This is a genomic window from Gramella sp. KN1008 (assembly GCF_004332155.1).
Classification (GTDB): Bacteria; Bacteroidota; Bacteroidia; order Flavobacteriales; family Flavobacteriaceae; genus Christiangramia.
Genome location: NZ_SJDV01000004.1, coordinates 185009 through 211194 on the forward strand (window position 1 = coordinate 185009; position 26186 = coordinate 211194).

Genomic DNA, 26186 nt, shown 5'->3' on the forward strand with positions numbered 1-26186 from the left:
ATGAAAAAACTTTTACTTGTTGCTTTCATTTTTTCTTCTGTCGGAATGTTGAAAGCCCAGGATGAAAAAGAAAAAGATTCGATTCCTCCAAATGGATGGGATACCAAAGGTAATATTCAGTTACTTTTTAATCAGTCGGCCTTTAATAAGGAATGGACCGGGGGTGGAACTTCAAGTATTGCCGGGAATTTAAATATGAACTACGATTTTAATTATCGTAAGGATGATTTTACCTGGGATAATAAGATCATTGCTAATTACGGTCTTACCAAGGTGAAGGATGATGATTTTGCCAGGAAGACAAGTGACAGGCTGGAGTTAAATTCCATTGCCGGCAAGCAGATAAAACAAACAGATTTTTACTATTCCTGGTTCCTGAATTTCAGAACCCAGTTTGATAAGGGTTACGAGTTTAGCGAAGATCCTGATACCGGCGAAAAACTTCGTACGGAAACGACTCACTTCCTTTCTCCAGCATATCTTCAAACAGGTCCGGGTATCATGTGGAAGAAGAGTGATGATCTAATGATCAATCTTGCTCCTACCACAGCGAGACTTATCATGGTAGACGATAAGTTCACATCGGCTGTAGATTATGTTGATGGAGATTATTTTGGTGTGGATGCCGGTAAGACGACCCGTTTTGAATTTGGAGCGTCTTTAAGCGCGCTTGCAAATTTCGAATTGCTTGAAAATGTGACTATGAATAATTCACTAAACCTGTATTCAAACTATCTTGAAGAACCGGGCAATGTGGATATAGATTATCTGATGAACCTTGAAATGGGGATAAACAATTACCTTTCTGCAAACCTCCTGTTTCAGGCGATTTATGATGACAATGCCGTGGGAGCATTTCAGATAAGAGAAGTCTTTGGCCTCGGAATTAATTACGGATTTTAGAAATATTTAGAATAAAACCTGTTAATAACTGCCTGCAACGTTGAAACTTGCAGGCTTTTGCTTTTCAGTTAAATTTTTGTTGAAGTAGAGAAGGCTGGGATGCAGATACTATCTATTGATTACCTTTGTATTTATGATCGAAAAAACCGACTTATCCTTTGAAAGGGCTGTTCTTATTGGTATAGTTACCAGGGAACAGGATGAAGACAAACTTGAGGAATACCTGGATGAACTGGAGTTTTTAACCTACACCGCCGGAGGTGAGGTTATTAAACGCTTTAGTCAGAAAATGGATGTGCCCAACCCAAAGACTTTTATAGGGTCTGGGAAGATGGAAGATGTAAGACAGTTTGTGAAAGAGGAAGAGATAGGAGCGGTGATCTTTGATGATGAACTTTCACCCGCACAGCAAAAGAATATTGAAAAGATCCTGAAATGCAAGATTCTTGATAGAACCGGACTTATACTTGATATTTTCGCACAAAGGGCCAAGACCAGTTATGCGAGAACCCAGGTAGAGCTGGCACAATATGAATATTTGCTGCCAAGACTTGCCGGTATGTGGACTCACCTTGAAAGACAGCGTGGTGGTATTGGAATGCGTGGTCCCGGTGAGACCGAGATCGAGACTGACCGTAGGATCGTAAGAGATAAGATAAGCCTGCTTAAAAAGAAACTGGCTACTATTGATAAACAAATGGAAGTGCAGCGAGGGAATCGCGGCCAGTTGGTAAGGGTTGCGCTTGTAGGGTATACTAATGTGGGAAAATCTACCCTTATGAACGTGATCAGTAAAAGTGAGGTGTTTGCTGAGAATAAACTCTTCGCTACTCTGGATACAACGGTTAGAAAAGTAGTGATCCGTAATTTGCCTTTCCTGCTTACGGATACAGTTGGGTTCATTAGAAAACTGCCCACACAGCTCGTCGAGTCGTTTAAATCGACTCTGGATGAGGTAAGGGAATCTGATCTTCTACTGCATGTAGTTGATATTTCTCACCCGAATTTCGAAGAACATATAGATTCGGTTAACCAGATCCTTTCGGAAATAGAGGCTATTGATAAACCTACTCTCATGGTCTTTAATAAGATTGACGCCTATAAGCCAGAAAAACTGGAGGAAGATGATCTTATGACGGAAAAAACCTCTGCTCATTATTCTTTAAAAGAATGGAAACAGACCTGGATGAACAGGCTGGGCGATAATGTGCTTTTTATTTCAGCTTTAAATAAAGAGAATCTTGAAGACTTCAGAAGAAAGGTATATGAGGCAGTGAGAGAAATTCATATCACCCGCTTTCCATATAACAACTTCTTATACCCCGAATACGATAAATACGGTGAGAAGGAGTAGCTTAATAAAGCTTTAACTGTATTTAGTGTTATTTTTTTAAATTTATAAGTATCAAATACTTATAAATCATGAAAAGAATAATATTATTTGTACTTATTTTATCCAGTTTGGGTATAAACGCCCAGTCTTTAGAGGGTTCATGGAAGCTTATAGAACAGAATGGGAAAGAAGTGAGCGATAAGGAAGTAGTGCGAATATATCAGGATGGATATTTTGCCGAAGGCGCTAAAATGGCCAGTTCAAACGAATTCTTATGGGCCCAGGGAGGAGAATATGATGAGAAAGATTACTCTGAAACCCTTGATTTTCATACTAAAGATCCTGAAATGGTAGGTGAGACTTTTGATCCCAAACTTACCTTCATAGACGGAAATGATAAGATCGAGATCAATAACGTAACTGAAAAGCAGGTCTGGAAGCGAATTTCAGATAATGAGAATGATCTTAATGGTAACTGGGTAATTACTGGTAGAAAGAGGGATGGTGAGATGAACACAATGAAACCCGGAGATAGAAGAACCATAAAGATCCTGGGAGGCGATCGCTTCCAATGGGTAGCCTTTAACTCTGCAACTCGTGGATTCTATGGAACAGGCGGCGGGACCTATACCGCTGAGAATGGAAAGTATACCGAAAATATTGAGTTTTTCTCGAGAGATGATAGCCGCGTGGGTGCCAGCCTCAGTTTTGATTATGAAGTGGTGGATGGTGATTGGCATCACTCAGGAAAAAGCTCAAAAGGCGATCCTATGTATGAGATCTGGTCTCCCTATGCTGAAGCCTATACCGACTAATTGTAAAAGTGAAATAACAATTCTGTAAAAATCAGCTCATTTGAGCTGATTTTTAAATTATTTCAACGAAAAAATAATTAAAATATTGATTGTCAGTGCTTAATATTTTAAATTAAAAGAATTAGGACCCTACATTTTGTTCAATAAAAATAGATTTAGGGTCATGCTAGTTAATTTTAGATTCTCGTTTCTCCTCATTTTCTATTTTATAATGCTTTCCTGCCAGACAGAGGAGGTAGATCTGCATGTTGAAGAACAAGCAGATGAAATGTTTAATGAAGTCCTTCCTGAAGAATATTTTAAGGCAAGTGTCGATGGAGAGGTATTGTTAATCACCAATGAGAATGTTAAATCGGCAGATGAGAGGGCTGTGGGTGCCGAAATATATGAATGGCAGGATATCCAAGGAAATAAATTCAATGCTCTCAGGATCTGGGCTAAAAGAAAGGGTAAATCCAAAGATCTTCAGACCCTGGGGGGCTTTATCGATAAATATTTTGGTACAGGGGTGTATCAAACAGGTACTAACAGTAACTGGAACTATTGCCACTATCTGGATTATGGAATATCCTGGTATTCTGATGTGTACCGGGGCGAGGAATTCAAAGGCGAAATAGAGATTATAACTGACTCCGGTGACCTTGTGGAAGGCATCATGAATTATAAAGGCTTCAATGCGAACGATCCTTCAAAATTCAAGGAAATAATAGTGGAATTCAGGGTATTCTATGAAGAGTGATAGTTAATCTATGGATTGTGAAAACTTAAAATCCAATTCCTTTATAAGTTTTTCTGAACTTATCTTTTTCCCCCTGGAAACCCCTTCCTGATCAAATTCCGGCTGTGCCATATTTTTATCTAAAGCAATCCTGGTGTAGTAATCTTTTTTGGATGGATGTTCCGGATATACCACATTCCAAACCGAGTTATCCTTTTGCTTTTCCATCAATTTCAGAATTGCCGCTATGCAGTCTTCCTGATGAACAAGGTTTATCGGAGCCTCCGGATTTTTAATTCCTTTTCTTCCGGAAAGATGTTTTACAGGATGTCTTTGCTTTCCAATCAGGCCACCAAACCTCAGGACTGATGCCTTAAAATTTTCATTGTTCAGAAAAAGGAGTTCAGCATTTCTTAACTGGACTGCAGTATTATTGGAATTATCGGTTTTTTCCTCTTCAGTATATACCGGAAAATCCTCTCGATCTTCATAGACCGAAGTTGAGCTTATATAGATAACTCGCGGCAAATAGGATTTTTCAATATATGGTATAAGATTCCTGATCTTTTTTACAAAGTCGGTTTCAGGATTCTTTCGAAGTCCGGGCGGGATATCTACGATAAGGATCTCTGCTCCCGAAAGAAAGGAACGAATATCTCCCTGAACACCCTTTTCATAGAGTTTGATGGAGTAAGGTATAAGGCCTGCAGTGCGTAAATCGGCCATTCTTTCCATTCTCGTTACCGAACCCTTTACTTCATGGTTTTGCTGTCTTAATCTTTTTCCCAGCTCAAGGCCGAGCCATCCACATCCCAAAATTGCAATTTTCATCCTAGTCCGTTAATCGTATTGTTTTTTTTAAAATTGTTGCATCGTTTAGCACAAAAGGTTTGGGGATCATCCCATCCGGTCTTTCCGGAACCTCAAGTTCTTCATTTTTTATTAGATCGTATGCAGATTCGTAAAGTACAAATTCTGGTTCGTCTTTAGGCTCTATACTGAATTCAATTCGAAGAGTATCCCGATTTGCGACATAATAGGTAAGCAGCCTTTCTTTCCATCTTCTTTTAAACATATGAAATTGGTTCTCGCCTAAATAAATGTCATCGGCCTCCAGCCCATTGACCTTAAAGGTTTTAAAATCCACGCTCCTTATTTCGTATAATTCCATTCGATTAATTTGCCTGTTCGGAGCAATTTTAAGGGAATAGCGTTCATGGTTGAGGCTGTCTTTGCCTTTTTGTTCAATAATGATCCCCGGATCGGGAATCGTGATCAGCGGAGCCTCTTTTCTTAATTTAAAATTGCTACCATATTTACTGCTGAAATTAGATTCGATATTCGATCTTTCATCAGGATCATTTCCGAAGAATTCCCTGGTCCATTCATCTACCATATTATCATAAGAATACCAATTGGCAGTCTCATTATCAAGATCTTTTAAATATACCAGGCTGTTGGGTTTAGGCCTATCGGTATTGAAATCTGAATAAAAATGAGCCGTAAATACCAGGACATTGAATATAAGAAAACAGAGCACCGCAAAAGATTTGAGTTTCCTGAAATAAGTGAATACCGGAATAAAAAGAAAGAATAATAAACTTGCCAGAATGGCGGTCACATAAAGCATTTTGAGTCCTAAGGCTACCGGAAGGCTCCAGATAAATGGCAGGAGAATAAAAATAGCCGGTGCCGATAATATCGTCATAAGAAGGCGGTTCGGATGTTTTTGCCTTATCATCACAAATAGTTGTATCAATGTAGAGTACACCGGGATTATGAAATAGGAGGCACCTTTTAAGTAAACCGCGATAAGACTGCATACTATTAACCACACTATTAAAGGGGCGATAAATGCTGAAGCCCCCTGTGTTTTTTTTCTGAATAAATGATAGAATATGAAGTTCACTGAAAGCGCAAGGAAGATCGCAATGGCAATATACCAGTAGCCATTATAGGTGAAACCCTGTTCCATTTCAGAATATTCAGGATAGATATAAAGGCAAAATTGCCAGAAGCTCCATGCTAATGCGCCTGAAACCAAGAGAGATAACAGAAGCGGGAGAAATCCGGTAAATATTTCCTGGATATCAAGTCGCTCTCTTCTGAAGCCATACACAATAAGAATCACCAAGAGCACAATGGCCAGGACAAGCATGGGCATGATCCAGTCAAAAGGATAACTTATAAACTCACCGAATGGCAGACTGAAATAAATAAGATCCCGATCGCTGTTTAAATTGTTGAGGTCTTTGTCGCTGAAATAATTAAGCATTGGCATCAAATAGCTTCCCTGGTGAGCCAAAGTTTCCATATCCAGATTCGAAGGAATATCGGTAGCCGTATGATAATCATAATGATCGTCTATAAAAGCGAAATTATAGCCATTAATATCACCCTGCTCTCTTAATACTGTAAGATCGGTATCGTTGGGGAGCATTTTATAAATGCTGTAGGCCAATGAATTGGTGACGGGATAATCTGGATCAGCTTCCTTAAAAGCTTCAATTAGACGTGCATTCTTACCGTTGGTTTCGAGTAGCATAAAGGGGTTTCCTCCACTTCCTCGAGCTTCAAAATTAAGTGCGAGTTTAGCGTCTTCGGCCCAGGGATGATCTTCAATAAAAAGTCCGGCTCCATTAAGAGCAAGCTCTTCAGCATCGGTGAAAAGAAGGATAATATCATTCTTGTGGGGAGCATTTTTTTGCAAAAAAGCCCTTATGCCTTCCAGGATAGTAGCTACACCACTTCCCGCATCGCTAGCACCGAATGAAGAATGGGTGGCACTATCGTAATGGCTCATGAGTACCAGAGCGTCTCCCTCTCCGGAACCCTTGATTCTTGCAAGGATATTCTGTGGCTTTGCAAGAACACCGCCTTTACTTAGATGGTAGCCTTCCTGGGTCTGGACTTCCAGTCCCATATTCTGTAACTGCTCAACGATATAGTTTCGAACTTTGCTATGGGCCGGACTGCCCAGATAATGCGGTTGTTCAGCAATGGCCTTTACATGTTCAAAGGCACGTGAAGTGGAGAATTCGGTTTGAGATATATTTTCATCACGTTCGAATTCCGGCTGATCGAAATTGAAATTAAGCCATACCAGGAAGATGATCAAAAGAAAGGAGAACAGGCCGGTAAACTTGTTATTCATGTGGTTAGATTCAGAATTCTTAAAGTTAACCAAGTTTTTGAAACTTCAGGCTATCAAAATAAGGGAGCCCGGTATAAACTAAAATTAGTATATTTAAGTGGTCAGGAATTAAAAATAAGATAAAGATGGGAATCAAAAGTTTCATGGGAAAGAGGGCAGCGCCAGAAAAACCTGCCGAAACGCCAATTTTAGTGAGAGATTATATGACGTCTGATCTCGTGACCTTCAGAGAGCACGAGAATATTATGGATGTGATGGAAAAGCTTATTAAACATGGTATATCGGGTGGTTGTGTGGTGAATGAAAAGAACGAGTTACTAGGAATAATCTCTGAAGGAGATTGCATGAAACAGATCTCGGATAGCCGATATTATAATATGCCTATGGCCGATCTTACTGTTGGTAAACGCATGAATTGCAATGTGGAAACCATAGATGGTAATATGAATGTAATGGATGCGGCCAAGAAGTTTATCGAACATAAATACCGCCGGTTTCCGATTGTGGAAAATGGTAAGCTTATAGGGCAGATAAGCCAGAGAGACGTTTTATATGCAGCTTTACAGCTGAAGGGTCAGAACTGGCATCATTGATTATTATTATTCGAGGTGCGCTGTGAATAAGAAGCTTAATTAAAATTCCTTCTCTCCAAATTCACTTTTTATAAATTTTGATCGGTTTTTAGCCTTACTGAAGGTATAGGAAAGATTGAGCATCACAACATCTACTTCGTAAACGTAGTTGGTAGTGGTGTAAAATTCTCCCGGTCTATAGGTTGTAATTCTTTGTTCGTTGGTATCCAGCAGACCCATATCCATGTTCTGCCACTGGAGGTTTAGGGTTAATTTATCGTCCAGGAACTTTTTCTGAAGTGAGAGATTTGGGGAATAGAACCTTGAATCTTCACCCTGCGCCGTATTCCTCGCCGATAGATAATTGAATGTGAACTGTACTGAAGAATTCTTCCAGAAATCATAAGTACTATTGACATTAATGGAATAGATTGTCGCATTCGTATTTACAGGTTCATCATCAAATAAACCAACAATTTTATAATTATAGATATTTCCTCCAATAAAATTCGACCAGTTTTCTGTTGGTTTTAAGGAAGCTCCGACCTCCAGACCCAGGGATTTGGAATTTCCTACATTAGAGTAGATCCGGTTCAAAATGGTGTCGTTGTAAATGGTATTTACCCTGTTCACCACGTTTTTCACATTTCTGAAGTAGGCGGTTGCAAATACTGAATTTCCTCGTTTAAGGTTTTTAGTTAAACCCACTTCAAAAAGGTCTATGAATTCCGGTTTTAATGTAGGGTCACCCTGTTCGAGGGTTTCTGAATGTTCTCTTTCTGGGAATGGGTTCATTTTAAAGGTGGTAGTGCGCTCTACCCGTTTACTATAAGCTGCCTTGATCCTAAATGAATTTGAAACTGAATATTGGATACTGGCCGATGGGTATACCTTCACAAAATCATAAAGATAAGTGGTGTCAACAGTGTTTTTCTTGTCTTTAAGGTCAAAGATCCTGTCCATATATTCCAGTCTGGCGCCAGCAGCATAATCCCAATTTTCCGAAGAGCCATTTAACTGTGCGTATCCTGAATGTATGGTTCGTTCAAGGTCCACCTGGCTTGAGAATTCCGGTACCAGTTCAAATTCATTGGTTGTATTATTTTTTCTTTCATATACAAAATCACCTTCATGTATAAATTTCCTGTACTGGTAACCAGTTTCAAGCTGTCCAATCGCAAAAGGTTTCCATTGATAGTCTGCCTGTATTCTTAATCCATTAAGCGGGTTGTCATTCGTATTATATTCTTCCTGGTACACAATATCAGTATTGGGATAGCCCAGGTTTTGGTTAGTGGTTGGCCCGCCCAGTAAGGTGTACTCATAGAGGATCGAGGTATTAATTCTGGAGTCGTTTGGGAACTTATGGCTGTAATCAAAACTTCCCAGGATAAAGTCTCCTTTGCGAATCCTTAAGTTTTCGTTGTAATACTGAAAGGTATAAATTCTTTCTCCTTGAGGAGCGGGATAAACCGAATGATTGTCGTAATAGATAATATCCGCAGTTCGGTCTTTGCTACGTTTTCCGGCGAAGAAACCAAGGGAATAGGTATTGGTGGTATCTGGAGTGTAATCAATAGAGAAACGTCCACTGTAATTCACCTCGTCGAAACTTCTTTCCCCATCTGAGGGGAACTGTGTGAGGGTATCATTAATAATTGTGTAAACATCACCTTCCCTCCGGCCGGCGATATCATTTCTCAAATAACTGGCTCCTAATGAAATATTCCAGTCTCCTTTCCTGATATTATACATGCCATCAATTCCGTACCTCTGAGTGTTACTGGCATTATCATAGCTTTCAACTGAAGGTAATCCGCCCTTAATATTTAGTTGAGCAAATGCACCATCTGAGGCTCCTTTTTTGGTTAGTATATTAATTATCCCTCCTTTGCCTTCCGGATCATATTTTGCTGAAGGAGCAGTAATTATTTCTACCCGGTCTATGGCATTGGCCGGTAACTGGGCAATTAAGGTGGCTGCCTGACCCTGTATGGGATTTCCATTCAAAAGGACCACAAAACCTTTACTGCCGCGAACGCTAATATCTCCCTGTGAATCAATATTTACAGAGGGCAAGTTCCTTAAGATTTGGGCTGCTGTTCCTCCCTGTGCACTTTTAAAAGAAGTGGCATTATATACCTGCCTGTCTATACGGTTGATTACATCTGGACGTTCACTCTCTACAATTACTTCGTTTAATTGATTTCCCGGAATTAGCTTTATTTCACCCAGGGCATTTTTTCCATTCTTTTTAGTGATCAGGATATTCTTAATACTCGTGGTTTGATAGCCTAGAAAAGAAGCTTCAAGATAATATTCTCCTTGTTCAAGATTTCCGATCTCGAAGTTACCGTTTAGATCTGTTATTACTCCAGAGACCAAGGTGCTATCAGTTTGGTTAAACAGCGCTGCTGTAGCATATTCGAGTGGATAGCCTTCGGAACTATCAGTGATTTTACCGGTCACCTGTCCGGTAAGGTGTAAGTTTATAAATAATATTATGCTCAGTAAGCCGAGTTGTTTCTGGGGGCGAGTCATCTTTTTCTTATGAATTTTGGCGCCAAATTACAATTAATTTTTAAATGTAAAGTTTACGTTTATAACATTTTTTCTACTCTCTTATTTAACTAACCACACGCAGGCTTTTACCCCTGACTCCAGCTTTAATTTTATACGCAGATAGGAATTTCCTTCATACCTGTCGGCTGTTGCCAGCTCTTCTTTTGTTAGCTGAAACACGGTACCAGGTACCATTTTATTATTAACTGATAGTTGGATTGCGGGATAGAAATTTCCTGAAGTTTTGTCCTGGATCCTGATCCTGTACTTTTCATACCCGGATAGTTTATCTGCTGCGCTGTGAAGTTGTCTTCCAAAAACAGACCGTTGAACCTTCTTGTCCTGAAGGGTGCCGTAGGGAAAAAGCTTTTCCCTTATCCGGATGTTGAAATCTAATTGCTTCTTTTCAATTCGGCCTGCCGCATGGGCATGGAGTCTATGATCTTAAATAGATAGCTGGATTCCAGGATTTCTCTTTGCCTTAATTTTACACCACCGTCCAGTCCAATTAGAATTACTTCAAAATCGGCTTCCTTGTCAAGCATCTGATCATAGATACCCACATCATCTCTCCATCCGGAATCCATGGGGAGATATTGTTTGAATTTGCCTGGAGTGGAATGAAGAAGAACCAGTTTTCTTTCTTCAAACCCTTTTATTCCGGCAGTTAACTCTTTTCTCTGAGCTTCAAATTTTTCGGAATTGGTAGAGTCGGTAAAGACGACAACAGCTCTATTCTGCCATTTATAATCGGCTGGATTTTGTGCCGTTACTAATTGCAGCCACAATAGACAAATTATTACAGGCAGTAATCTTTTCATGCCCGAAATATAGAGAGTCTAATGCCTTGATTTTCTGAAAGAAATGCTAATTTCTCTTTATAAGAGCATAAAAGTTATTCTGCTCTTGTCCAGGTCATTGTACGCCCCATTATGGAAAAACCAATGTAACCGACTATTTTCAGGTTACCATTTTCTTGTAATTCCATATTACAAGCATAGGTCTTTCCTTTTTCCGGATCATAGAGCTCTCCGTCTTCCCATTCATTATCGCCTTCATATTCGAAACCAGACATTATGCGCATTCCCATTAAGGCTCTGCTTTGTAGATCCTCTTCCGAATTTTCTATATCCAATCGGGGTTTTCCACTGGCATCCCTGGGATCTTCAAGCCATATAATCTTTCCGCAAAATTCATTTCTCTCATCCTGGCATCTGTAAATTTTGACTTTTGCTGTATTTTCGGAATTATACCACACTCCCAGTATAGCGTTCTTCCCTTTCTGAGCAACGGCAGGCAAACCTATAAAAATTAATAGCCCGGTAATTAAGATCTTTTTGATAGTCTGTTTCATGTTAACTAGAATAAGTGGTTTTAAAATTTTTACGGTTGGCAGTAAAAAACAGGATTAAACTAGCAAAATTGAATTAAGTCTGCATACCATTTTCGGGGTATTTAGACTTATAGTTCTCATGATCTATTGGTTTTTCCTGACCAGGGCATAAAAGTCATTATCAAGTTTCAAATAACCCTGATCGTACACGAAGAAATACTGGTTGCCTGTCTTGGTGGTGTAGATGCTGGTAAAATGCTGAAAATCGAAACCCCGCGCAAGCAATTTGCTTTTGGGAACTGAAGTTTTACCTGTAGGATTCAAATCTTCCAGAATTCTGTGATTGCGCCTAAGAAGATTGTTGATGTTCCGTACCAGGTTCGAACTTTCCTTATTTACCTTGTTATGGTGGGAATTGCGGCAGTAATCGCTGCAGAATTTCTTATCGGTTCTGCCTTTTATTTTCTCCCCGCATTCCAGACAGGTTTTTTCCATTTTTAAATATAAATAAAAAATGGAATTATTGTTCTGAAAGTCAAAGCTTAAGATTGTTCGGTTACCTCAATGTTTATTGTGATCAATTCGTTAGTGGAAGAACGGAAGTTCAGTTGATATACTCCTGCAGATCGAGGAGTGAATTCATAAGTTCGGGTATCTTTCTTAATTGCCTGGGCACAGTTGCAGCCAAAGTAAGCTACTAAAACTTCAATAATCTTTCCTTCTTCGGTGGAGCTTTCCTTGAAATCTGTAAAGCTGCCGCAGGTGTTTTTAATCAAGAAGGTCACATCTATAGATACAGTTTCATTTACCATGGCAGTTTCTGGAGCCTCCACCTTATCAATAAGGGCAACCTCGCCGGTAATACAATCTGTTTCCACGTCATCCTCATTACAGGAAACATTCATCAATACAAATAGGGCAATAAATAATAGATTTAGAGAGGTTCTCATTTTTATTTTTTATTTCGGTTGACCGGATTTCTTTTTAGTGAGATGGTTAAAACGGGAAATGGTTGCGTGCTATTTTTAAACGGAAAAATCATAATCCCTTTCTACTCTCGCTATTCTTACCTTATAACGACTGTACCAGTTTTTTATTCCCATTTCCTGAGCCAGTAGGTGTTCTGAATGTTTCTTCCATTTCCTGATACTCTCAAGGTCTTTCCAGTAGGAAACGCTTATACCTATAGTATCTCTGGCCGATTCAAAGCCAAGATAGCCGGGTTGTTGTTTGGCAAGTTCTTCCATTTTTACCGCCATTTCCTGATAGCCTTCCTTGTTTTCAGTTCTTATGGAAGTGAAAATTACTGCATAATAAGGGGGGCTGGGCGTATCTGCGATCATTTTTTATAGAATAAGAAGCTGATTAATCTTGGTGTATGTTGCTGGTCCTCATCAAATCCTTCGTTGAGTTTTTCAAGTTCAAAGCCCGCCTTGAACGCTGCCGAGGTGAAATCGGAAATATGGTGTGTAAAGGTTTCCAGTTCTATCCTTCCATCCTTACTTTCAAATCTCGCTTTGGTTCCTTTGTATTGCTTGAATGGATGAAGTTCTGAGACGTAGAAGTGCCCGTCATTAGCTAATTTTGAATAGGCCTGCTGAAAGATAAAATCCAGGTCTGCAATATGCTCCAGGATGAGATTACAGGTTATGAGATCAAAATTTTCAACGGTCCAGTCCCAGTCTTTGGTAATATCGGCTCTTTTAAAACTCACTTTTGAATCATTGATCTTCTTCCTGGCGATTTTCAGCATATTTTCTGAAAAGTCAACAGCAAGTATCTTTTCTGTTCTTTGTAAAAGCCATTCAGTATTTTTTCCTGTACCGCAGCCGAGTTCAAGAACTTCTTTAAATCGAAGCCCTCCCAATACAGATTTTGTAAGTTCTTTATCCAGATCCCTCGTCCTGTTCCTGTTGGTATCATATTGACCGGACCAATCATCGTATGCCTTTTCAATACTCATATTCGGATAATTTTTAAAGCCCTGAATTTAGTGAATACTTCTGGGAAATTCGATCTGTGGAATTCACTATTTAGAAGGTTTATCCGTTTACAAACGTTTACAAACGCAAGTAAACGTAAGCAAATATTTTTTATACGAATATCATGGTAAGGCTGCCGCACATTTGTCCTGTTGGAATGAACGAATGATTTTCAACTGCAAAAAATTCTATAGTTATGAGCACTTTAAGAAACACAGTACAATTGATCGGGCATGTAGGTAATGATCCTGAAATCGTAAATCTTGAATCTGGAAAAAAACTGGCAAAATTTTCAATCGCCACAAATGAGAGTTATAAAAATTCCAAGGGAGAGAAGGTCACAGATACCCAGTGGCATAATATAGTCGCATGGGGTAAGACCGCCGAGCTGGTGGAGAATTATGTCCCCAAAGGAAAGGAAGTTGGAATAGAGGGAAAACTTACCACAAGGAGCTATGAAGATAAAGAGGGCAATAAGCGTTATGTTACCGAGGTGATCTGTAACGAGCTATTGCTACTGGGCAAGTAAGTTATTGAATGGTGTTTGAGTAATGAAAGCGTCTTCCTGAACCGGAAGACGCTTTTATTTTAATATCCTAGTGATCGGAAGCTTTGCCGGCTCCCGAAGGGATCCGGATATCCTCCACAATATTCTGAACATCCTCTGGTGGAGGTGCAGTTAGTCTTGATACAGTAACTGAAATAATGATATTTAACAGCATTGCGATCACACCAAAGCCTTCGGGGGAGGTGCCAAACCACCATTCAGACTCTGGGCGGGGTTCTAATCCGTAAAAACCGGTCTTATATCTGACCATATAGAAGAGCATCAGGCTAATTCCAACGATCATTCCACTTATAGCTCCCTCTTTGTTCATTCGTTTGTCGAATATTCCCAGAACGATTGCGGGAAAAAATGAAGCCGCGGCAAGTCCGAACGCCAAGGCTACAACAGCCGCTACAAAACCTGGTGGATAGATGCCAAATAATCCTGCTGCTATTACTGCCAGAAATATGCTAATTCGTGCTGCCAGAAGTTCCTGCTTGTCGGTAATGTTCGGTTTTAATTGTTTCTTTAGCAAATCATGAGAGATCGAGGTGGATATTACCAGGAGTAAACCTGCCGCTGTAGATAAAGCTGCTGCCAGGCCACCAGCTGCAACCAGAGCGATAACCCAGTTGGGCAGTTTGGCAATTTCTGGATTTGCCAATACCATTATATCACGATCAACGTACAATTCATTTTTTGAATTGGTTGGGTTGGAAATAAGCCTTTCCCCATAAGTGCCCCTTGATTCTTTAAATTCCGGCTTTCCATTTACAGCGTCAGAATTAGAGTACTGAATTTTTCCGTCATTATTTTTATCTGTCCACGAAATAAGCCCTGTATTTTCCCAGTTCTTAAACCATGCTGGCATCGAGCTATATTCTTTATCCATTACGGTTTCGATAAGATTGGTTCTGGCAAAGACCGAAACGGCAGGAGCTGTCGTATATAAAACGGCAATCAGTAAGAGAGCATATCCGGCCGATTTTCTGGCATCTTTCACCCTGGGAACCGTAAAGAAGCGAACAATCACATGTGGAAGACCCGCAGTTCCGGCCATAAGAGCCAGTGTAATTGCAAAAACGTCCCAGGTAGATTTAGAGCCATCGGTATATTCTTTAAAGCCCAGTTGAGTATGAAGTTCGTCTAATTTATCAAGCAGGAAGGTTCCGTTCTCGAGTTGTGAACCCATTCCGATCTGTGGGATGGGATTTCCTGTCATTTGAATGGAAATAAAAATTGCCGGAACCATAAATGCGAATATCAGGACACAATACTGTGCTACCTGGGTATAGGTAATACCCTTCATGCCTCCTATAAAGGCAAACACAAGTACCACAGCCATTCCTATGATCACGCCGTTTGTGATCTCTACCTGCAGGAACTGGGAGAAAACGATTCCCACTCCTCTCATCTGCCCGGCCACATAGGTAAAGGAAACGATGAGAGCACAAACGATAGCAACTGTTCTTGCGGTATTGGAATAGTAACGATCCCCAATAAAATCAGGAACAGTGAATTTCCCGAATTTTCTCAGATAGGGCGCCAGTAAGAGGGCCAGTAAGACATAACCGCCTGTCCAGCCCATCAGGTATACAGATCCGTCATAACCGGTAAAAGAGATTATCCCTGCCATTGAAATAAAGGAAGCTGCACTCATCCAGTCGGCAGCAGTGGCCATTCCATTTGCCAGGGGGGAAACCCCGCTTCCGGCAATATAAAAGTCTTTAGTTGAAGACGCCCGCGCCCATATAGCTATTCCAAAATAAAGAGCAAAACTTAATCCGACCAGAATCCAGGTCCATAATTGTACATCCATAAAAATGAGGCTTAAAAAGTAGAAGGTTTATTCACTATATCCATGCTTCTTATCAAGTTTGTTCATCAGGTGGATATAGATAAAAATTAAAATCACGAATACATAGATAGAACCTTGTTGTGCAAACCAGAAACCCAGTTTAAATCCACCAAGGCGGAATTGGTTCAGAAAATCCTTAAAAAGAATTCCTGCACCAAATGAAACAATGAACCAGACAGTAAGAAGGATCAGAAGATACTTAAGATTAGCCCTCCAGTAGGCTTTTGCGTTAAGGTTTGATTTCATTCGTAATTATTAAATGTAATTTTTACGAATATAATATGAATATTATTAAAAGTTTGGAATTGTATGGAATTCAAGTAAAAAATATTGAAAATTCCTAGAAATAGATCTCTTGCGCCAGGCGATACGTATTGGCATGAGCCTCAATGATCAGTTTTATATCTTTTGAATAACCACCACCCATGCTGCATTCTACCGGGATTTTGAGATCATGACAGGTTTCCAGAACATAACGGTCACGGTCCTTACAGCCGGAGATAGTGCAGGAAAGTCTTCCCAGTTTATCGGTTTTGAGAATATCAACCCCGCTCAGGTAGAAAATAAAATCGGGCTGAACTTTGTCGATCAAATCAGGAAGTAATGATCTTAGTTTTTTAAGGTAAGTCTTATCATCGGTCCCATCTTTCAGTTCGATATCCAGATCAGACCTTTCCTTTTTAAATGGATAATTACCTTTACCATGCATCGAAAAGGTGAATACCGAAGGATCATTCTGAAAGATTTCCGCCGTCCCGTTACCCTGGTGAACGTCCAGATCTACGATCAGGATTTGTTTTGCCAGTTTCTGATTCTGAAGATATCTGGCTCCTATGGCCTGGTCGTTAAGCAAACAAAAAGCTTCGGCCCGGTTGGTGTATGCATGATGAGTTCCGCCCGCTATATTCATTGCAATCCCATTTTCGAGGGCATGTTGACAGGCTTTGATGGTTCCGTCTGCAATGATCAGTTCACGATCCACAAGTTCCTGGGAAAGGGGAAATCCGGATTTTCGGATCTCTTTCCTGTCTAGTTTCAGGGCTTTCAACCTTTCAAAATAGTCTTTATCATGAACCGAAAGGATGTGATCCTCAGCCGGAAATTCAGGTTTAAAGAAATTGTTCTGATCGCAGGTGCCTTCATGCAGAAGTTGCTTTGGTAAAAGCTCATATTTCTCCATGGGGAAACGATGGCCTTCCGGGAGAGGATGTTTATAGATAGGGTGGTAAGCGATCTTCAGCATAATAATAGAATAAAAAAAACCTGTCATTCTGAGCGGAGCCAAAGAGACAGGTTTTTTAATTTCTAATGTTCACATTTCGACTAGGCTCAATGTGAATTTAAATTAATAAAGTGTAAACCCTGACAGATCTCAAAATACTGTTAGGTTTACTCTTAATTTATAGTAGTTCCATTATTAACATTTGCTTCATCCGGATTTACAAAAACCAGTTTCCCTTCTGTATTTTCGGTCATCAGGATCATTCCCTCGCTTTCCACACCACGGAGCTTTCTGGGAGCAAGGTTAACAAGGACGGTAACTTTTTTGCCTAGGATATCTTCAGCTTTAAAATGCTCGGCGATTCCTGAAACAACTGTTCTCTTATCCAGTCCTGTATCTACTTTTAAAACCATTAGTTTCTTGGTCTTAGGCATTTTTTGAGCTTCGATAATTGTTCCTACTCGCAGGTCCATTTTGGTAAAATCTTCAAAAGTGGCAGTGTCTTTCTGTGGTTCAGCCTTTTGATTCTCCATTTCGTTCGCGGTTTTGGTCGCTTTTAATTTTTCTAATTGCTTTTCTATCTGCTCATCATCGATCTTGCTGAAAAGCAATTCAGCCTTTCCTATCTGATGTCCTCCAGGGATAAGTGTTTCTTTTGTTCCAATGATATCCCATTCCGGAGTGTTTCCTGGGTCTTCATCGGTCTGGTTCAGCATTCTTTTCAACTTTTCTGAAGTGAATGGAAGGAATGGTTCACTTATTATAGACAGTGCCGAGGCTATCTGCAGGGCCACATACATGATGGTCTTCACTCGTTCCTCATCGGTCTTGATAAGCTTCCAGGGTTCTTCGTCGGCCAGGTACTTGTTTCCAAGCCTTGCCAGATTCATCAGTTCAGCCTGTGCCTCCCGGAACCGGTATTTCTCAATAGAACTTGCGATTACCGAAGGATATGCTTTTAGCTCTTGGATGGTTTTGTTATCTACTTCTGAATACTCTCCCGGCTGAGGAACTACACCATTGTAATATTTATTGGTAAGCACCACTACACGATTGATGAAATTACCCAAAATGGCAACCAGTTCGTTATTATTTCTGGCCTGAAAATCCTTCCAGGTAAAATCGTTATCCTTGGTTTCTGGAGCATTGGCTGTTAGCACATATCTTAACACATCCTGTTGGTCAGGGAAATCTTCAAGATATTCATGTAGCCATACTGCCCAGTTCTTTGAAGTGGAAAGCTTTTTACCCTCCAGGTTCAAAAACTCGTTTGCCGGAACATTTTCAGGCAAAATATAGTCGCCATGAGCCTTCAGCATTACGGGGAAAATGATACAGTGGAATACGATATTATCTTTCCCTATAAAATGTATAAGCTTGGTATTCTCGTCTTTCCAGTAAGGTTCCCAGTCTTTACCTTCCCTGGCAGCCCATTCTTTGGTTGATGAAATATAACCGATTGGGGCATCAAACCATACATATAGTACTTTTCCATGACCCCCTTCCACAGGAACAGGAATACCCCAGTCCAGGTCTCTGGTTACGGCTCTTGGTCTGAGTCCGTCGTCTATCCAGCTTTTCACCTGCCCATATACATTGCTTTTCCAGTCGGCTTTATGACCTTTAAGGATCCACTCTTTTAACCAGTCTTCATATTGATCAAGCGGAAGGAACCAGTGTCTGGTCTCTTTTAATGTAGGAACAGCCCCGGTTAATGTTGATTTTGGATTTATAAGGTCGGTAGCATTTAAAGAGGTTCCACAGCTTTCACACTGGTCTCCGTATGCTTCTTCGTTTCCACATTTTGGACAGGTCCCGGTGACAAATCGATCGGCCAGGAACTGACCTGCCTCTTCGTCGTATAATTGTTTGGTTGTTTCTTCAATGAACTTACCGTCTTCAAACATTTTTTTGAAGAAAGCAGAAGCGGTTTCATGGTGCGTGTTTCCCGAAGTACGGGAGTAATTGTTGAAACTTATCCCAAATTCCTCAAAAGATCTTTTAATGATCGCATTGTATTTGTCAACCACATCCTGAGGACTCACACCTTCCTTTTTCGCCTTTATGGTAATTGGCACACCGTGCTCGTCGCTTCCACAAACAAAAGCCACATCATGTCCCTGCATTCTAAGGAAGCGGGAATAGATATCTGCCGGGACATACACACCGGCTAAATGTCCAATATGAATAGGCCCGTTAGTATATGGCAGGGCCGCTGTGATCGTAAATCTCTGAGGATTTTTGTTCATTATTTAGTTTACTTTTTAAGAGCCGTAAAGTTAAGCAAAGGTGTGCGAATACGCGTTAAATTCTTGTAAAAGGCGAAAGCTATGAGGAATAACTTTCTACTTTTACCTAAAACCAAATCGAAATGCGTAAGATTTTTTTCATATCTGCAATACTTCTGCTGGCTGCATGTAACACTGCAAAAAAAGGAACTTCCGGCAGTACTGCCAAGTATACCATAGAAAATCTCGGGAATATGAATGCTGAAGATCTGGAAAGGAATTATCCCGATGCCAATATTCAGGAAGGTATAGACCTTTTTGAGGAAGGAACCGATGAAAGGCCATATACTATTCTCTATCCTGGAACGGCGGATGAACTCCATATCACATGGCAGGATGAGGAGCGTACCAGGATCCATGATCTTCGTTATGCCGGCAATGGAAAATGGAAATCAGAAACCGGCGTGAAAGTCGGGACGTCCTATGAAGACTTGAACAGGATGAATGGAAAACTGATCTCTTTCTACGGATTCGGATGGGATTATAGCGGGGCTGTACTTTGGAATGAAGGAAAACTTGAAAAAAGTGGTCTCAGGGTTTTTCTTGCTCCTCAGAATGAACATGGAAATGAATTCTATGGCGATCATGTTATTGAGGCGACTCCCGAAGAGATAGAAGCACTGGATCTGGAGGTGGCTTCGATCATGATAAATTATGCTATTTAACAAAAGAAACGAAAAATGGCAGAACATAATAAACTTGGAAAGAAAGGAGAAAACCTTGCTACCGAATATCTTCTGCTAAAAGAATATGAGATCCTGCAGCGGAACTACCGTTATCAGAAAGCTGAAATTGATATAATTGCACGAAGAGGGAATTTACTTATAGCTGCTGAGGTGAAGACCAGAAGTACTCCCGAGTTTGGGAATCCCCAGGATTTTGTAAAGCCTAAACAGATCAAACAGCTGGTAAAAGCCATGAATCATTTCGTGGAAGAAGAGGAGCTGGATGTGGATGTGAGGTTTGATATTATCGCTATAGTAAAGAACAAAGCTGGCACTAAGATCGAGCATATCCAGGATGCGTTCTTATATTTTTAGGGATCTGTCGACTACGCGCGAGGTGACTGTAACCTCCTGAATCAATTCAGCTTGTCTTTTCTTGCACGATAAAATAACAAAGACCGGTGAACCACCGGTCTTTGTTGATATTAATTTCAGGCTAATTACCAGCTCTTTATTTTTTGTCTGATAGAGGTGAAAATAGTTTATTCATCTTCCAGATCATATTGCAGATCTTTACCTTTCATTACGGCAGGAACTCCACGGGTCATCCATACCGGTGCGGGTTCATCCTTAAGGTAATGGTCAAAGAACTGCATCATTCTTATTGAAAGATCCTGGCGGTTCTTCATTTTTCTCAAGTTATGAGCTTCATCATTATAGACTAGTAACCATGCCGGTTTGTTCAGTCTTCTCATGCCCATGAACATTTCAATTCCCTGGTAGTAAGGTACTGCTCCATCATCGTCATTGTGCATCATTAAAAGCGGGGTTTCAATTTCAGGAATTCCGAATAGCGGAGAGTTTTCAAGGTACAAGTCAAGTCCTTCCCAGAGATTCTTTCCTATTCGGCTTTGGGTCTTTTCATACTGGAAAGCACGGCTAAGTCCGCTTCCCCATCTTATTCCACCATAAGCGGAGGTCATGTTGCTAACAGGGGCGCCGGCCATGGCAGCAGCGAATTTATCTGTTTTAGTCACCAGATAGGCTACCTGATAGCCTCCCCAGCTTTGTCCCTGGATGGCCATATTTTCAGGATCTATATAACCAAGCTCCTCGACCGCTTCAACCCCTGAAACAATGCAGTTATAGGCACTTTCTCCGGGTTTTCCTTCCTTGTAAACGATATCGGGCACAAAGACCACATAATCATTGCTTACCAGGTAAGACATGTTCACAATAGAAGCGCTGGGCTGAGGTGAGTAGTAATTATTAAGATTGTCACTTCTTCTTTCATAAAAGTAAGTGATAAGCGGATATTTCTTATTTGGATCAAAATTCTCGGGCTTATAAATGATACCTTCAAGTTTGGTACCGTCATATGCTGTCCAGCTGAATGGTTCTGAAGTTCCCCATTTGAAATCCTTTTGCTGAGGATTTACATCTGTAAGCCTGATGGAATTTCCTGCTTCATAAAGATATAGATCGGGGTAGGTGGTAAAGTTCTCTTTGCGATATAGGAAACTGTCGTCCTCCTCGGCAATTTCAAAACCGTTCATTATCATCTTACCAGGATCCAGCAAGGTTTTCATCTTTTTGTTTCTAGGGTTTAGAGTAACAAGATCTGTTGTCTTTTTCCTATCATCCCAGGCTGTTAAGAAAAGTTCATTCTTAAAATAGGAAACTTTTTCCCTGTTCTCCCTGTCCAGCCTAAGCGTCCTGTAAATGATCTGGTTTTCCCTTCCTTTGGTGATCCTTTCGGGTTTTCCTGCTTTTCCGGGATCTGCCATCCAGATATCAAACTGGTCGAACATAAGCACTTTTCCGTCTTTTGTAAACCCTCCAAAGCCGTATGGCCAGGCAGCAGCCGGCACATCGTTTTCAACGTCGTGAAAGGCGGTCTCAACTTCACTGGTGAGGTTTCGCTTTTCATTTTTTTCAAGATCCAAAATCCACCAGTCCTGACTTTCGGTATCAAAATAGACTGCAAAGTTGCCATCGGGTGAGAGATCGGGCCTGGCTGCAGTTTCCTTAAGTGCCAATCTTTTTTTACCAGTCTGGGTATCCACTATGTAAAAATCCTGTAACCAGGGATACTGCCAGGAGCGGGCCACGTCGTAAGGCGATGAGGTATAGCCTAGAATGTAACGCTGCTCCGCATCTCTATCCAGTTCTATATATTCCAGCTCGTCATCATGTAGCGGAATCACTTTACCGGTCTCAAGGTCCAGATAGGAAAGATAGGCTTTGTTTTCAAGGTCTTTTAGTTTCACCTTCTGCTCGGGCTGGATAAGTTTATCCTTATAATTCCATACATCTACATCCGGGATTTCCTCCTCCAGCATCGTGGTATCGATGTCAAAATTTCTGGCCGGTCTTGAGTAGTAAAAAAGTCGTTTCCCATGCTCAGAAAAGAATGGGGCCTGGGCAGCGCTTAGTTCCCAGTTTTTACGAAGATTTTTTCCAAGAGTATCTGTAACCTGACTTAATATTCCTTCCCGAAGATGAAAAAGCTCATATTTAAGACTATCGGTTTCTATTGAGTCTCTGGCAGAAATATAGGCGAAATGTTCTCCTTTTTTACTCACAGCAAGTTTGTCGTAAGCGAATCTTCCGGTGTCGATCACTGTTTGAGAATGTTCATTCAGGTTAAATTGATAGACCCCAATATCGCCTTTTTTCTCACCTTTGGTTTTGGAGAAATATAGGGCGGGTTTATCCTCAGCAAGCTTAAATTCCTTGATCTGGAAAATACTGTCGGTCCTTCCCGATTTCAGATCGTATACCAGAGCATAATCCGCTTCCAGGGCAAGGTTCTTATTTTCGGTTTTCAGAGTATCAGCCAATTTTTCTTCAGTTTGGGTAGTATCTTTCTCTTTTTCGGGTTTTAATTCCTTTAATTTTTCGATCACCACCCAGCCGGAATATTCTTCAGGGGCTTTAAAACTTTTTACACGTATAATACTATCGCTTAGTTTATGATCTTTTACATCAAAAATGAAAAAATCGTCTTTAGACTGTTTTTCTTTTTTTACATCATCTTTCTTTTCCTGTCGGGTAACTTCATAGTCGGGCTTCCGGAGAAAGAATATATGTTGCTCATCGGCTGAAATATGGGCACGGTATCCGTTATGGAACTGGGCGCTCTTTCCGGTCTTCTTGTTGAATATCTTAAGGTATCCATCTCCCCGGCCGGTGGTGGTCGCCACTTCAGTTACAATAAGATCTCCTGAATCGGAGATCTGCGGATTCTGGATCATTTTCCAGAGATCATAATCATCATGGGTAAGCGCTTTTTTTTCTTGAGAAAGTCCTGTAAATGAAATAAGGAATAACAGGAGCATGGCAATACGGTGGTGCATATTGTTAAGTTTAGTTTATAAGTTTGATTAAAATAAACCTAAAAGGTTTAATTGTTGCGAAGTCGGGAGATAAGTTCTTCGTCAAAATCCTTTTTTATAATGGTTATCTGGTCTACATTTTCGTTGGGTATGGTAATAGATAATACATAATGCTGTATTTTCCATTTTCCGTTCTCTTTTACCATAACCCCGGAGCCTCTGCAGATCCCCATCTGGGTATCCAAAAGTTCATCAAACCAGGCCACTCGATGATTTTCTTGGTGGTATACATTCCGCTCTATGGCGGTAAAGTTCCAGGCTTTACCTGCTTCAAAGTAAGGACGGGCAAAATCTTTGAACTCTTTCAGGCTCCAGTTTTCGGTAGGATCGGTCCCAATGAAGACGGCATCGTCTGTCATCAACTCAAAGTAATCTTCAAAATTTGCCTTCGCCGCCGCTTTATGCCATGCATCGAGGTTCTTTATGATATTTCGTTTGGCCGAAAGGATATTTTGTTCCGTATTTTTTATCTGGGCATTCAGTGCCGGGAAGAGGAACAATCCGGAGAGGAAAAAGCTTAAAAATACTATTTTCTTCATTGAAACTGGAATTTGTTTTTAAGATACGATTTTTACAGTTTTTTCAAAAGTTGCCGGTAGCGGAATCCTGTTCTTTTTCGTTTTGTTCAAATTCATCCAGCTCCTTTTCAAAATCCTCGAGACTTTTAAGGAAGATCTCATTCATCTGCAGTTTGAGGTTGTTGAATTCGGTATGTAATTCCCGGGCTGTGGTCATGATCACTTCGGCATCCGGCTCTTGTTTCGCTGAATACTGATTAAGTAATCTCGCCTTGGTATCCACAACATTCAGCCGGGCTTCTACGGGGACCGATTTTAAACTGTCTGGAATAGATGTTTTAAGGGATCCCATGATCTGGGATATGGCACCGGCATTGTTCATCACATCATTCACCGTTGAATTCTTCAGCTTTTCCATCTCGTTCTGGGCAGTAATGAATTCTACCCATCCAAGAGCATATTCCCTGGCTTCAGGTTGCAGCGCCAGATCGTTTTCATTTATAGTAATCCTGGCCTCAAACGCGGTCGTGTCAATGGCATCTTCGGCCGATTTTTCCGCATCCTTTTCTGTTTTACAGCAAACAAAAGAGGCAAGGAATATGAAAAGCATGAATTTCTTCATAATTTGTATGGGTGTCTTACAAAGTTATTGATATTTTATCATAATTAGGGAAGTAAATTTGGATTGAGGAATCCTTAATAAGGAGTCTCAATAAAATACCAATGTTACGATTTCCTCTGTATAATTAAATATATTTGCAGAAAATTTAATATATGGCCGGAAGGATTTTAATAATAGGTGCCTGCGGACAAATTGGTACCGAGCTGACTTTAAAATTGAGAGAGCTTCATGGCAATGAGGCTGTGGTTGCTAGTGATATTAGAGAAGGAGCCGAAGAGTTGATGCAATCAGGGCCTTTTGAAATACTGAATGCTACTGATGAACAACACATAAGAGAAATTGTTGATCGGTATGATATAAAACAGGTATATCTCATGGCAGCTATGTTAAGTGCAACTGCTGAGAAAGCCCCGATGAAAGCCTGGGATCTCAATATGGATTCTCTTTTCCATATTCTGAACCTGGCTAAGGAAGGGAAGATCGATAAGATCTTCTGGCCATCGAGCATTGCCGTTTTTGGTCCTACCACACCAAAAGACCAGACCCCGCAGACTACTATTATGGAGCCTACTACCGTCTATGGTATAAGTAAGCAAACCGGGGAAAGATGGTGTGAATATTTTTATCGAAAGTTTGGAGTGGACGTACGAAGCATTAGATATCCCGGCATTATAAGTTATAAGACCCTTCCCGGAGGAGGAACTACAGATTACGCAATAGAGATTTTTCACGAGGCAATAAAGAATGGAAATTACACCAGTTTTCTTGCTAGTGATGCTGCTTTGCCAATGATGTATATGGATGATGCCATAAAGGCGACGGTGGATATTATGGAAGCGCCGGCTGAAAAGATCAAAATAAGATCTTCATATAATCTTGCGGCTATCAGTTTTACCCCCGAAATTCTCGCAGAAGAAATAAAAAAACATATTCCTGATTTCGAGATTAACTATGAACCAGATTTCAGGCAGGCTATAGCAGAGTCGTGGCCTTCCAGCATAGATGATTCCGCTGCGCGGGAACACTGGGGCTGGACTCACGAATTTGACCTTGAGAAAATGACAGCTGCCATGCTTAAAGGAGTTGAGGAAACACTGAAAGAAAATGCCAGTAAATAAGAAAAGCCGCTTTTTAGCGGCTTTTTTACTCGGTACTCAGAAAAAATATATTATTCGATCACGCGTACTTCAGTAGCGTTCACTCCTTTTCTTCCTTCTGTTTCTTCGTATTCAACTCTGTCACCTTCCTGGATAGTTTCTCCATTCAAACCGGTAACGTGTACGAAAATGTCTCTTTTGGTTTCGTCGTTGGTAATGAATCCATAACCTTTAGATTCATTGAAAAATTTAACTGTGCCTTGCATAAAAAATAATAATTAATAAAGCACAAACATACAGGATAAAAATTTAGAATTGGCTGGAAATCAGAATTTTTTGTGATTTTTTTATGTTAAGATTTCTAATCAATTCCGCGATCCCGCATCTTTTTCATGTTCTCATCAGATAGGGTGTAGTCTTTCAATCTTTTACCTTTCCACCGCACATAAAGGAAGACAGGCATTAGGATAAAGGCGCTTGCGAGCACAGAAATTCCTATGATTCTGTCACCTGTTAAGATGTCTCCAGTGAGTCTGAAATAAAATCCGACGGCAATGGCCACTAGAATAAGAATTCCTAAAATTTTCATAAATAAATTC

Annotated in this window: 28 protein-coding genes; 9 read left to right on the forward strand and 19 right to left on the reverse strand. The window is 40.4% G+C overall.

Annotation, left to right across the window (positions count from 1 at the left end):
- From EZJ28_RS09100 to EZJ28_RS09115, 4 genes are all read left to right on the forward strand, one after another.
- Positions 1-903, forward strand: a complete 903-nt coding sequence (locus EZJ28_RS09100) for a DUF3078 domain-containing protein (protein WP_131397088.1) — start codon at positions 1-3, stop codon at positions 901-903.
- Positions 904-1036: 133 nt separating this feature from the next.
- A complete protein-coding gene (gene hflX / locus EZJ28_RS09105) occupies positions 1037-2257 on the forward strand; it encodes a GTPase HflX (RefSeq protein ID WP_131397090.1) in 1221 nt (406 codons plus the stop codon).
- Positions 2258-2325: 68 nt separating this feature from the next.
- Positions 2326-3051 (forward strand): hypothetical protein, encoded by a 726-nt coding sequence (locus tag EZJ28_RS09110; RefSeq protein WP_131397093.1) that lies wholly within the window; start codon positions 2326-2328, stop codon positions 3049-3051.
- A 163-nt stretch (positions 3052-3214) separates the two neighbouring features.
- Positions 3215-3790 carry a hypothetical protein gene (locus EZJ28_RS09115; RefSeq protein WP_131397095.1) on the forward strand — a complete coding sequence of 192 codons (576 nt, stop codon included), beginning with the start codon at positions 3215-3217 and terminating at the stop codon, positions 3788-3790.
- 3 nt (positions 3791-3793) lie between these two features.
- Here EZJ28_RS09115 and EZJ28_RS09120 read toward each other — a convergent pair whose 3' ends face one another.
- Entirely contained in the window at positions 3794-4600 is an 807-nt protein-coding gene (locus EZJ28_RS09120) for an SDR family NAD(P)-dependent oxidoreductase (RefSeq protein WP_131397097.1), read from the reverse strand.
- Between the two features lies 1 nt (position 4601).
- Positions 4602-6923 (reverse strand): M20/M25/M40 family metallo-hydrolase, encoded by a 2322-nt coding sequence (locus EZJ28_RS09125; protein WP_131397099.1) that lies wholly within the window; start codon positions 6921-6923, stop codon positions 4602-4604.
- A 125-nt stretch (positions 6924-7048) separates the two neighbouring features.
- Between EZJ28_RS09125 and EZJ28_RS09130 the strand changes: the two genes are divergently transcribed.
- Positions 7049-7516: a CBS domain-containing protein gene (locus EZJ28_RS09130; protein WP_131397101.1), complete on the forward strand. Its 468-nt coding sequence runs from the start codon at positions 7049-7051 to the stop codon at positions 7514-7516.
- A gap of 39 nt (positions 7517-7555) precedes the next feature.
- Here the strand turns inward: EZJ28_RS09130 and EZJ28_RS09135 are convergent, their stop codons facing one another.
- From EZJ28_RS09135 to EZJ28_RS09170, 8 genes are all read right to left on the reverse strand, one after another.
- Positions 7556-10036, reverse strand: a complete 2481-nt coding sequence (locus EZJ28_RS09135; RefSeq protein WP_131397103.1) for a TonB-dependent receptor domain-containing protein — start codon at positions 10034-10036, stop codon at positions 7556-7558.
- 81 nt (positions 10037-10117) lie between these two features.
- Entirely contained in the window at positions 10118-10468 is a 351-nt protein-coding gene (locus EZJ28_RS16230) for a gamma-glutamylcyclotransferase family protein (RefSeq protein ID WP_207388455.1), read from the reverse strand.
- Positions 10450-10878, reverse strand: coding sequence for a DUF4174 domain-containing protein (locus tag EZJ28_RS09145; protein ID WP_131397104.1), 429 nt, complete (start codon positions 10876-10878; stop codon positions 10450-10452). The genes EZJ28_RS16230 and EZJ28_RS09145 overlap by 19 nt, the downstream gene beginning before the upstream one ends.
- Before the next feature lie 74 nt (positions 10879-10952).
- Positions 10953-11411, reverse strand: a complete 459-nt coding sequence (locus EZJ28_RS09150; protein ID WP_131397106.1) for a DUF2147 domain-containing protein — start codon at positions 11409-11411, stop codon at positions 10953-10955.
- Between the two features lie 123 nt (positions 11412-11534).
- The gene (locus tag EZJ28_RS09155) at positions 11535-11885 is read right to left on the reverse strand and encodes a hypothetical protein (protein ID WP_131397108.1); all 351 of its coding nucleotides are present in this window, start codon (positions 11883-11885) and stop codon (positions 11535-11537) included.
- A gap of 47 nt (positions 11886-11932) precedes the next feature.
- Positions 11933-12340 (reverse strand): hypothetical protein, encoded by a 408-nt coding sequence (locus EZJ28_RS09160; protein ID WP_131397110.1) that lies wholly within the window; start codon positions 12338-12340, stop codon positions 11933-11935.
- A gap of 75 nt (positions 12341-12415) precedes the next feature.
- Positions 12416-12733, reverse strand: a complete 318-nt coding sequence (locus EZJ28_RS09165) for an antibiotic biosynthesis monooxygenase (RefSeq protein ID WP_131397112.1) — start codon at positions 12731-12733, stop codon at positions 12416-12418.
- Positions 12730-13353 carry a class I SAM-dependent methyltransferase gene (locus EZJ28_RS09170; protein WP_131397114.1) on the reverse strand — a complete coding sequence of 208 codons (624 nt, stop codon included), beginning with the start codon at positions 13351-13353 and terminating at the stop codon, positions 12730-12732. Before EZJ28_RS09170 ends, EZJ28_RS09165 begins: the two co-directional genes overlap by 4 nt.
- A 215-nt stretch (positions 13354-13568) precedes the next feature.
- Here EZJ28_RS09170 and EZJ28_RS09175 point away from each other — a divergent pair, with 215 nt between their 5' ends.
- The gene (locus EZJ28_RS09175; protein ID WP_131397115.1) at positions 13569-13901 is read left to right on the forward strand and encodes a single-stranded DNA-binding protein; all 333 of its coding nucleotides are present in this window, start codon (positions 13569-13571) and stop codon (positions 13899-13901) included.
- 67 nt (positions 13902-13968) lie between these two features.
- On the opposite strand, the gene EZJ28_RS09180 is transcribed toward EZJ28_RS09175, so the two are convergent.
- The 4 genes from EZJ28_RS09180 to metG form a co-directional block, all read right to left on the reverse strand.
- On the reverse strand, positions 13969-15738 hold the full coding sequence (locus EZJ28_RS09180) for a sodium:solute symporter family protein (RefSeq protein WP_131397117.1): 1770 nt from the start codon (positions 15736-15738) through the stop codon (positions 13969-13971).
- A gap of 27 nt (positions 15739-15765) precedes the next feature.
- Positions 15766-16023 carry a DUF4212 domain-containing protein gene (locus EZJ28_RS09185; protein ID WP_131397119.1) on the reverse strand — a complete coding sequence of 86 codons (258 nt, stop codon included), beginning with the start codon at positions 16021-16023 and terminating at the stop codon, positions 15766-15768.
- A gap of 94 nt (positions 16024-16117) precedes the next feature.
- Entirely contained in the window at positions 16118-17020 is a 903-nt protein-coding gene (locus tag EZJ28_RS09190) for a histone deacetylase (protein WP_131397121.1), read from the reverse strand.
- A gap of 152 nt (positions 17021-17172) precedes the next feature.
- Entirely contained in the window at positions 17173-19248 is a 2076-nt protein-coding gene (gene metG / locus EZJ28_RS09195; RefSeq protein WP_131397122.1) for a methionine--tRNA ligase, read from the reverse strand.
- Positions 19249-19370: 122 nt separating this feature from the next.
- On the opposite strand from metG, the gene EZJ28_RS09200 reads away from it, so the two are divergent.
- The gene (locus tag EZJ28_RS09200) at positions 19371-19952 is read left to right on the forward strand and encodes a hypothetical protein (protein ID WP_131397124.1); all 582 of its coding nucleotides are present in this window, start codon (positions 19371-19373) and stop codon (positions 19950-19952) included.
- A 15-nt stretch (positions 19953-19967) separates the two neighbouring features.
- Positions 19968-20327, forward strand: a complete 360-nt coding sequence (locus EZJ28_RS09205) for a YraN family protein (RefSeq protein WP_131397127.1) — start codon at positions 19968-19970, stop codon at positions 20325-20327.
- A 167-nt stretch (positions 20328-20494) separates the two neighbouring features.
- On the opposite strand, the gene EZJ28_RS09210 is transcribed toward EZJ28_RS09205, so the two are convergent.
- From EZJ28_RS09210 to EZJ28_RS09220, 3 genes are read right to left on the reverse strand one after another with little or no spacing between them, the layout of a single operon-like run.
- The gene (locus EZJ28_RS09210) at positions 20495-23311 is read right to left on the reverse strand and encodes a prolyl oligopeptidase family serine peptidase (RefSeq protein ID WP_131397129.1); all 2817 of its coding nucleotides are present in this window, start codon (positions 23309-23311) and stop codon (positions 20495-20497) included.
- 47 nt (positions 23312-23358) lie between these two features.
- Positions 23359-23889, reverse strand: a complete 531-nt coding sequence (locus EZJ28_RS09215; RefSeq protein ID WP_131397131.1) for a nuclear transport factor 2 family protein — start codon at positions 23887-23889, stop codon at positions 23359-23361.
- Positions 23890-23932: 43 nt separating this feature from the next.
- Positions 23933-24490 (reverse strand): hypothetical protein, encoded by a 558-nt coding sequence (locus EZJ28_RS09220; protein ID WP_131397133.1) that lies wholly within the window; start codon positions 24488-24490, stop codon positions 23933-23935.
- Between the two features lie 152 nt (positions 24491-24642).
- On the opposite strand from EZJ28_RS09220, the gene EZJ28_RS09225 reads away from it, so the two are divergent.
- A complete protein-coding gene (locus EZJ28_RS09225; protein ID WP_131397135.1) occupies positions 24643-25608 on the forward strand; it encodes an NAD-dependent epimerase/dehydratase family protein in 966 nt (321 codons plus the stop codon).
- A 50-nt stretch (positions 25609-25658) separates the two neighbouring features.
- On the opposite strand, the gene EZJ28_RS09230 is transcribed toward EZJ28_RS09225, so the two are convergent.
- Positions 25659-25853, reverse strand: a complete 195-nt coding sequence (locus tag EZJ28_RS09230) for a cold-shock protein (RefSeq protein WP_131397137.1) — start codon at positions 25851-25853, stop codon at positions 25659-25661.
- Between the two features lie 95 nt (positions 25854-25948).
- Complete coding sequence (locus tag EZJ28_RS09235; protein ID WP_242670096.1) at positions 25949-26176, reverse strand: hypothetical protein; 228 nt, start codon at positions 26174-26176, stop codon at positions 25949-25951.
- Between the last annotated feature and the right edge of the window lie 10 nt (positions 26177-26186).

What these genes read in the sequence shown, in the direction of transcription:
- EZJ28_RS09100 (WP_131397088.1), top strand. Translation starts at nt 1, where the DNA reads ATGAAAAAACTTTTACTTGTTGCTTTCATTTTTTCTTCTGTCGGAATG.
- hflX (WP_131397090.1), top strand. Translation starts at nt 1,037, where the DNA reads ATGATCGAAAAAACCGACTTATCCTTTGAAAGGGCTGTTCTTATTGGT.
- EZJ28_RS09110 (WP_131397093.1), top strand. Translation starts at nt 2,326, where the DNA reads ATGAAAAGAATAATATTATTTGTACTTATTTTATCCAGTTTGGGTATA.
- EZJ28_RS09115 (WP_131397095.1), top strand. Translation starts at nt 3,215, where the DNA reads ATGCTAGTTAATTTTAGATTCTCGTTTCTCCTCATTTTCTATTTTATA.
- EZJ28_RS09120 (WP_131397097.1), bottom strand. Translation starts at nt 4,600, where the DNA reads ATGAAAATTGCAATTTTGGGATGTGGATGGCTCGGCCTTGAGCTGGGA.
- EZJ28_RS09125 (WP_131397099.1), bottom strand. Translation starts at nt 6,923, where the DNA reads ATGAATAACAAGTTTACCGGCCTGTTCTCCTTTCTTTTGATCATCTTC.
- EZJ28_RS09130 (WP_131397101.1), top strand. Translation starts at nt 7,049, where the DNA reads ATGGGAATCAAAAGTTTCATGGGAAAGAGGGCAGCGCCAGAAAAACCT.
- EZJ28_RS09135 (WP_131397103.1), bottom strand. Translation starts at nt 10,036, where the DNA reads ATGACTCGCCCCCAGAAACAACTCGGCTTACTGAGCATAATATTATTT.
- EZJ28_RS09145 (WP_131397104.1), bottom strand. Translation starts at nt 10,878, where the DNA reads ATGAAAAGATTACTGCCTGTAATAATTTGTCTATTGTGGCTGCAATTA.
- EZJ28_RS09150 (WP_131397106.1), bottom strand. Translation starts at nt 11,411, where the DNA reads ATGAAACAGACTATCAAAAAGATCTTAATTACCGGGCTATTAATTTTT.
- EZJ28_RS09155 (WP_131397108.1), bottom strand. Translation starts at nt 11,885, where the DNA reads ATGGAAAAAACCTGTCTGGAATGCGGGGAGAAAATAAAAGGCAGAACC.
- EZJ28_RS09160 (WP_131397110.1), bottom strand. Translation starts at nt 12,340, where the DNA reads ATGAGAACCTCTCTAAATCTATTATTTATTGCCCTATTTGTATTGATG.
- EZJ28_RS09165 (WP_131397112.1), bottom strand. Translation starts at nt 12,733, where the DNA reads ATGATCGCAGATACGCCCAGCCCCCCTTATTATGCAGTAATTTTCACT.
- EZJ28_RS09170 (WP_131397114.1), bottom strand. Translation starts at nt 13,353, where the DNA reads ATGAGTATTGAAAAGGCATACGATGATTGGTCCGGTCAATATGATACC.
- EZJ28_RS09175 (WP_131397115.1), top strand. Translation starts at nt 13,569, where the DNA reads ATGAGCACTTTAAGAAACACAGTACAATTGATCGGGCATGTAGGTAAT.
- EZJ28_RS09180 (WP_131397117.1), bottom strand. Translation starts at nt 15,738, where the DNA reads ATGGATGTACAATTATGGACCTGGATTCTGGTCGGATTAAGTTTTGCT.
- EZJ28_RS09185 (WP_131397119.1), bottom strand. Translation starts at nt 16,023, where the DNA reads ATGAAATCAAACCTTAACGCAAAAGCCTACTGGAGGGCTAATCTTAAG.
- EZJ28_RS09190 (WP_131397121.1), bottom strand. Translation starts at nt 17,020, where the DNA reads ATGCTGAAGATCGCTTACCACCCTATCTATAAACATCCTCTCCCGGAA.
- metG (WP_131397122.1), bottom strand. Translation starts at nt 19,248, where the DNA reads ATGAACAAAAATCCTCAGAGATTTACGATCACAGCGGCCCTGCCATAT.
- EZJ28_RS09200 (WP_131397124.1), top strand. Translation starts at nt 19,371, where the DNA reads ATGCGTAAGATTTTTTTCATATCTGCAATACTTCTGCTGGCTGCATGT.
- EZJ28_RS09205 (WP_131397127.1), top strand. Translation starts at nt 19,968, where the DNA reads ATGGCAGAACATAATAAACTTGGAAAGAAAGGAGAAAACCTTGCTACC.
- EZJ28_RS09210 (WP_131397129.1), bottom strand. Translation starts at nt 23,311, where the DNA reads ATGCACCACCGTATTGCCATGCTCCTGTTATTCCTTATTTCATTTACA.
- EZJ28_RS09215 (WP_131397131.1), bottom strand. Translation starts at nt 23,889, where the DNA reads ATGAAGAAAATAGTATTTTTAAGCTTTTTCCTCTCCGGATTGTTCCTC.
- EZJ28_RS09220 (WP_131397133.1), bottom strand. Translation starts at nt 24,490, where the DNA reads ATGAAGAAATTCATGCTTTTCATATTCCTTGCCTCTTTTGTTTGCTGT.
- EZJ28_RS09225 (WP_131397135.1), top strand. Translation starts at nt 24,643, where the DNA reads ATGGCCGGAAGGATTTTAATAATAGGTGCCTGCGGACAAATTGGTACC.
- EZJ28_RS09230 (WP_131397137.1), bottom strand. Translation starts at nt 25,853, where the DNA reads ATGCAAGGCACAGTTAAATTTTTCAATGAATCTAAAGGTTATGGATTC.
- EZJ28_RS09235 (WP_242670096.1), bottom strand. Translation starts at nt 26,176, where the DNA reads ATGAAAATTTTAGGAATTCTTATTCTAGTGGCCATTGCCGTCGGATTT.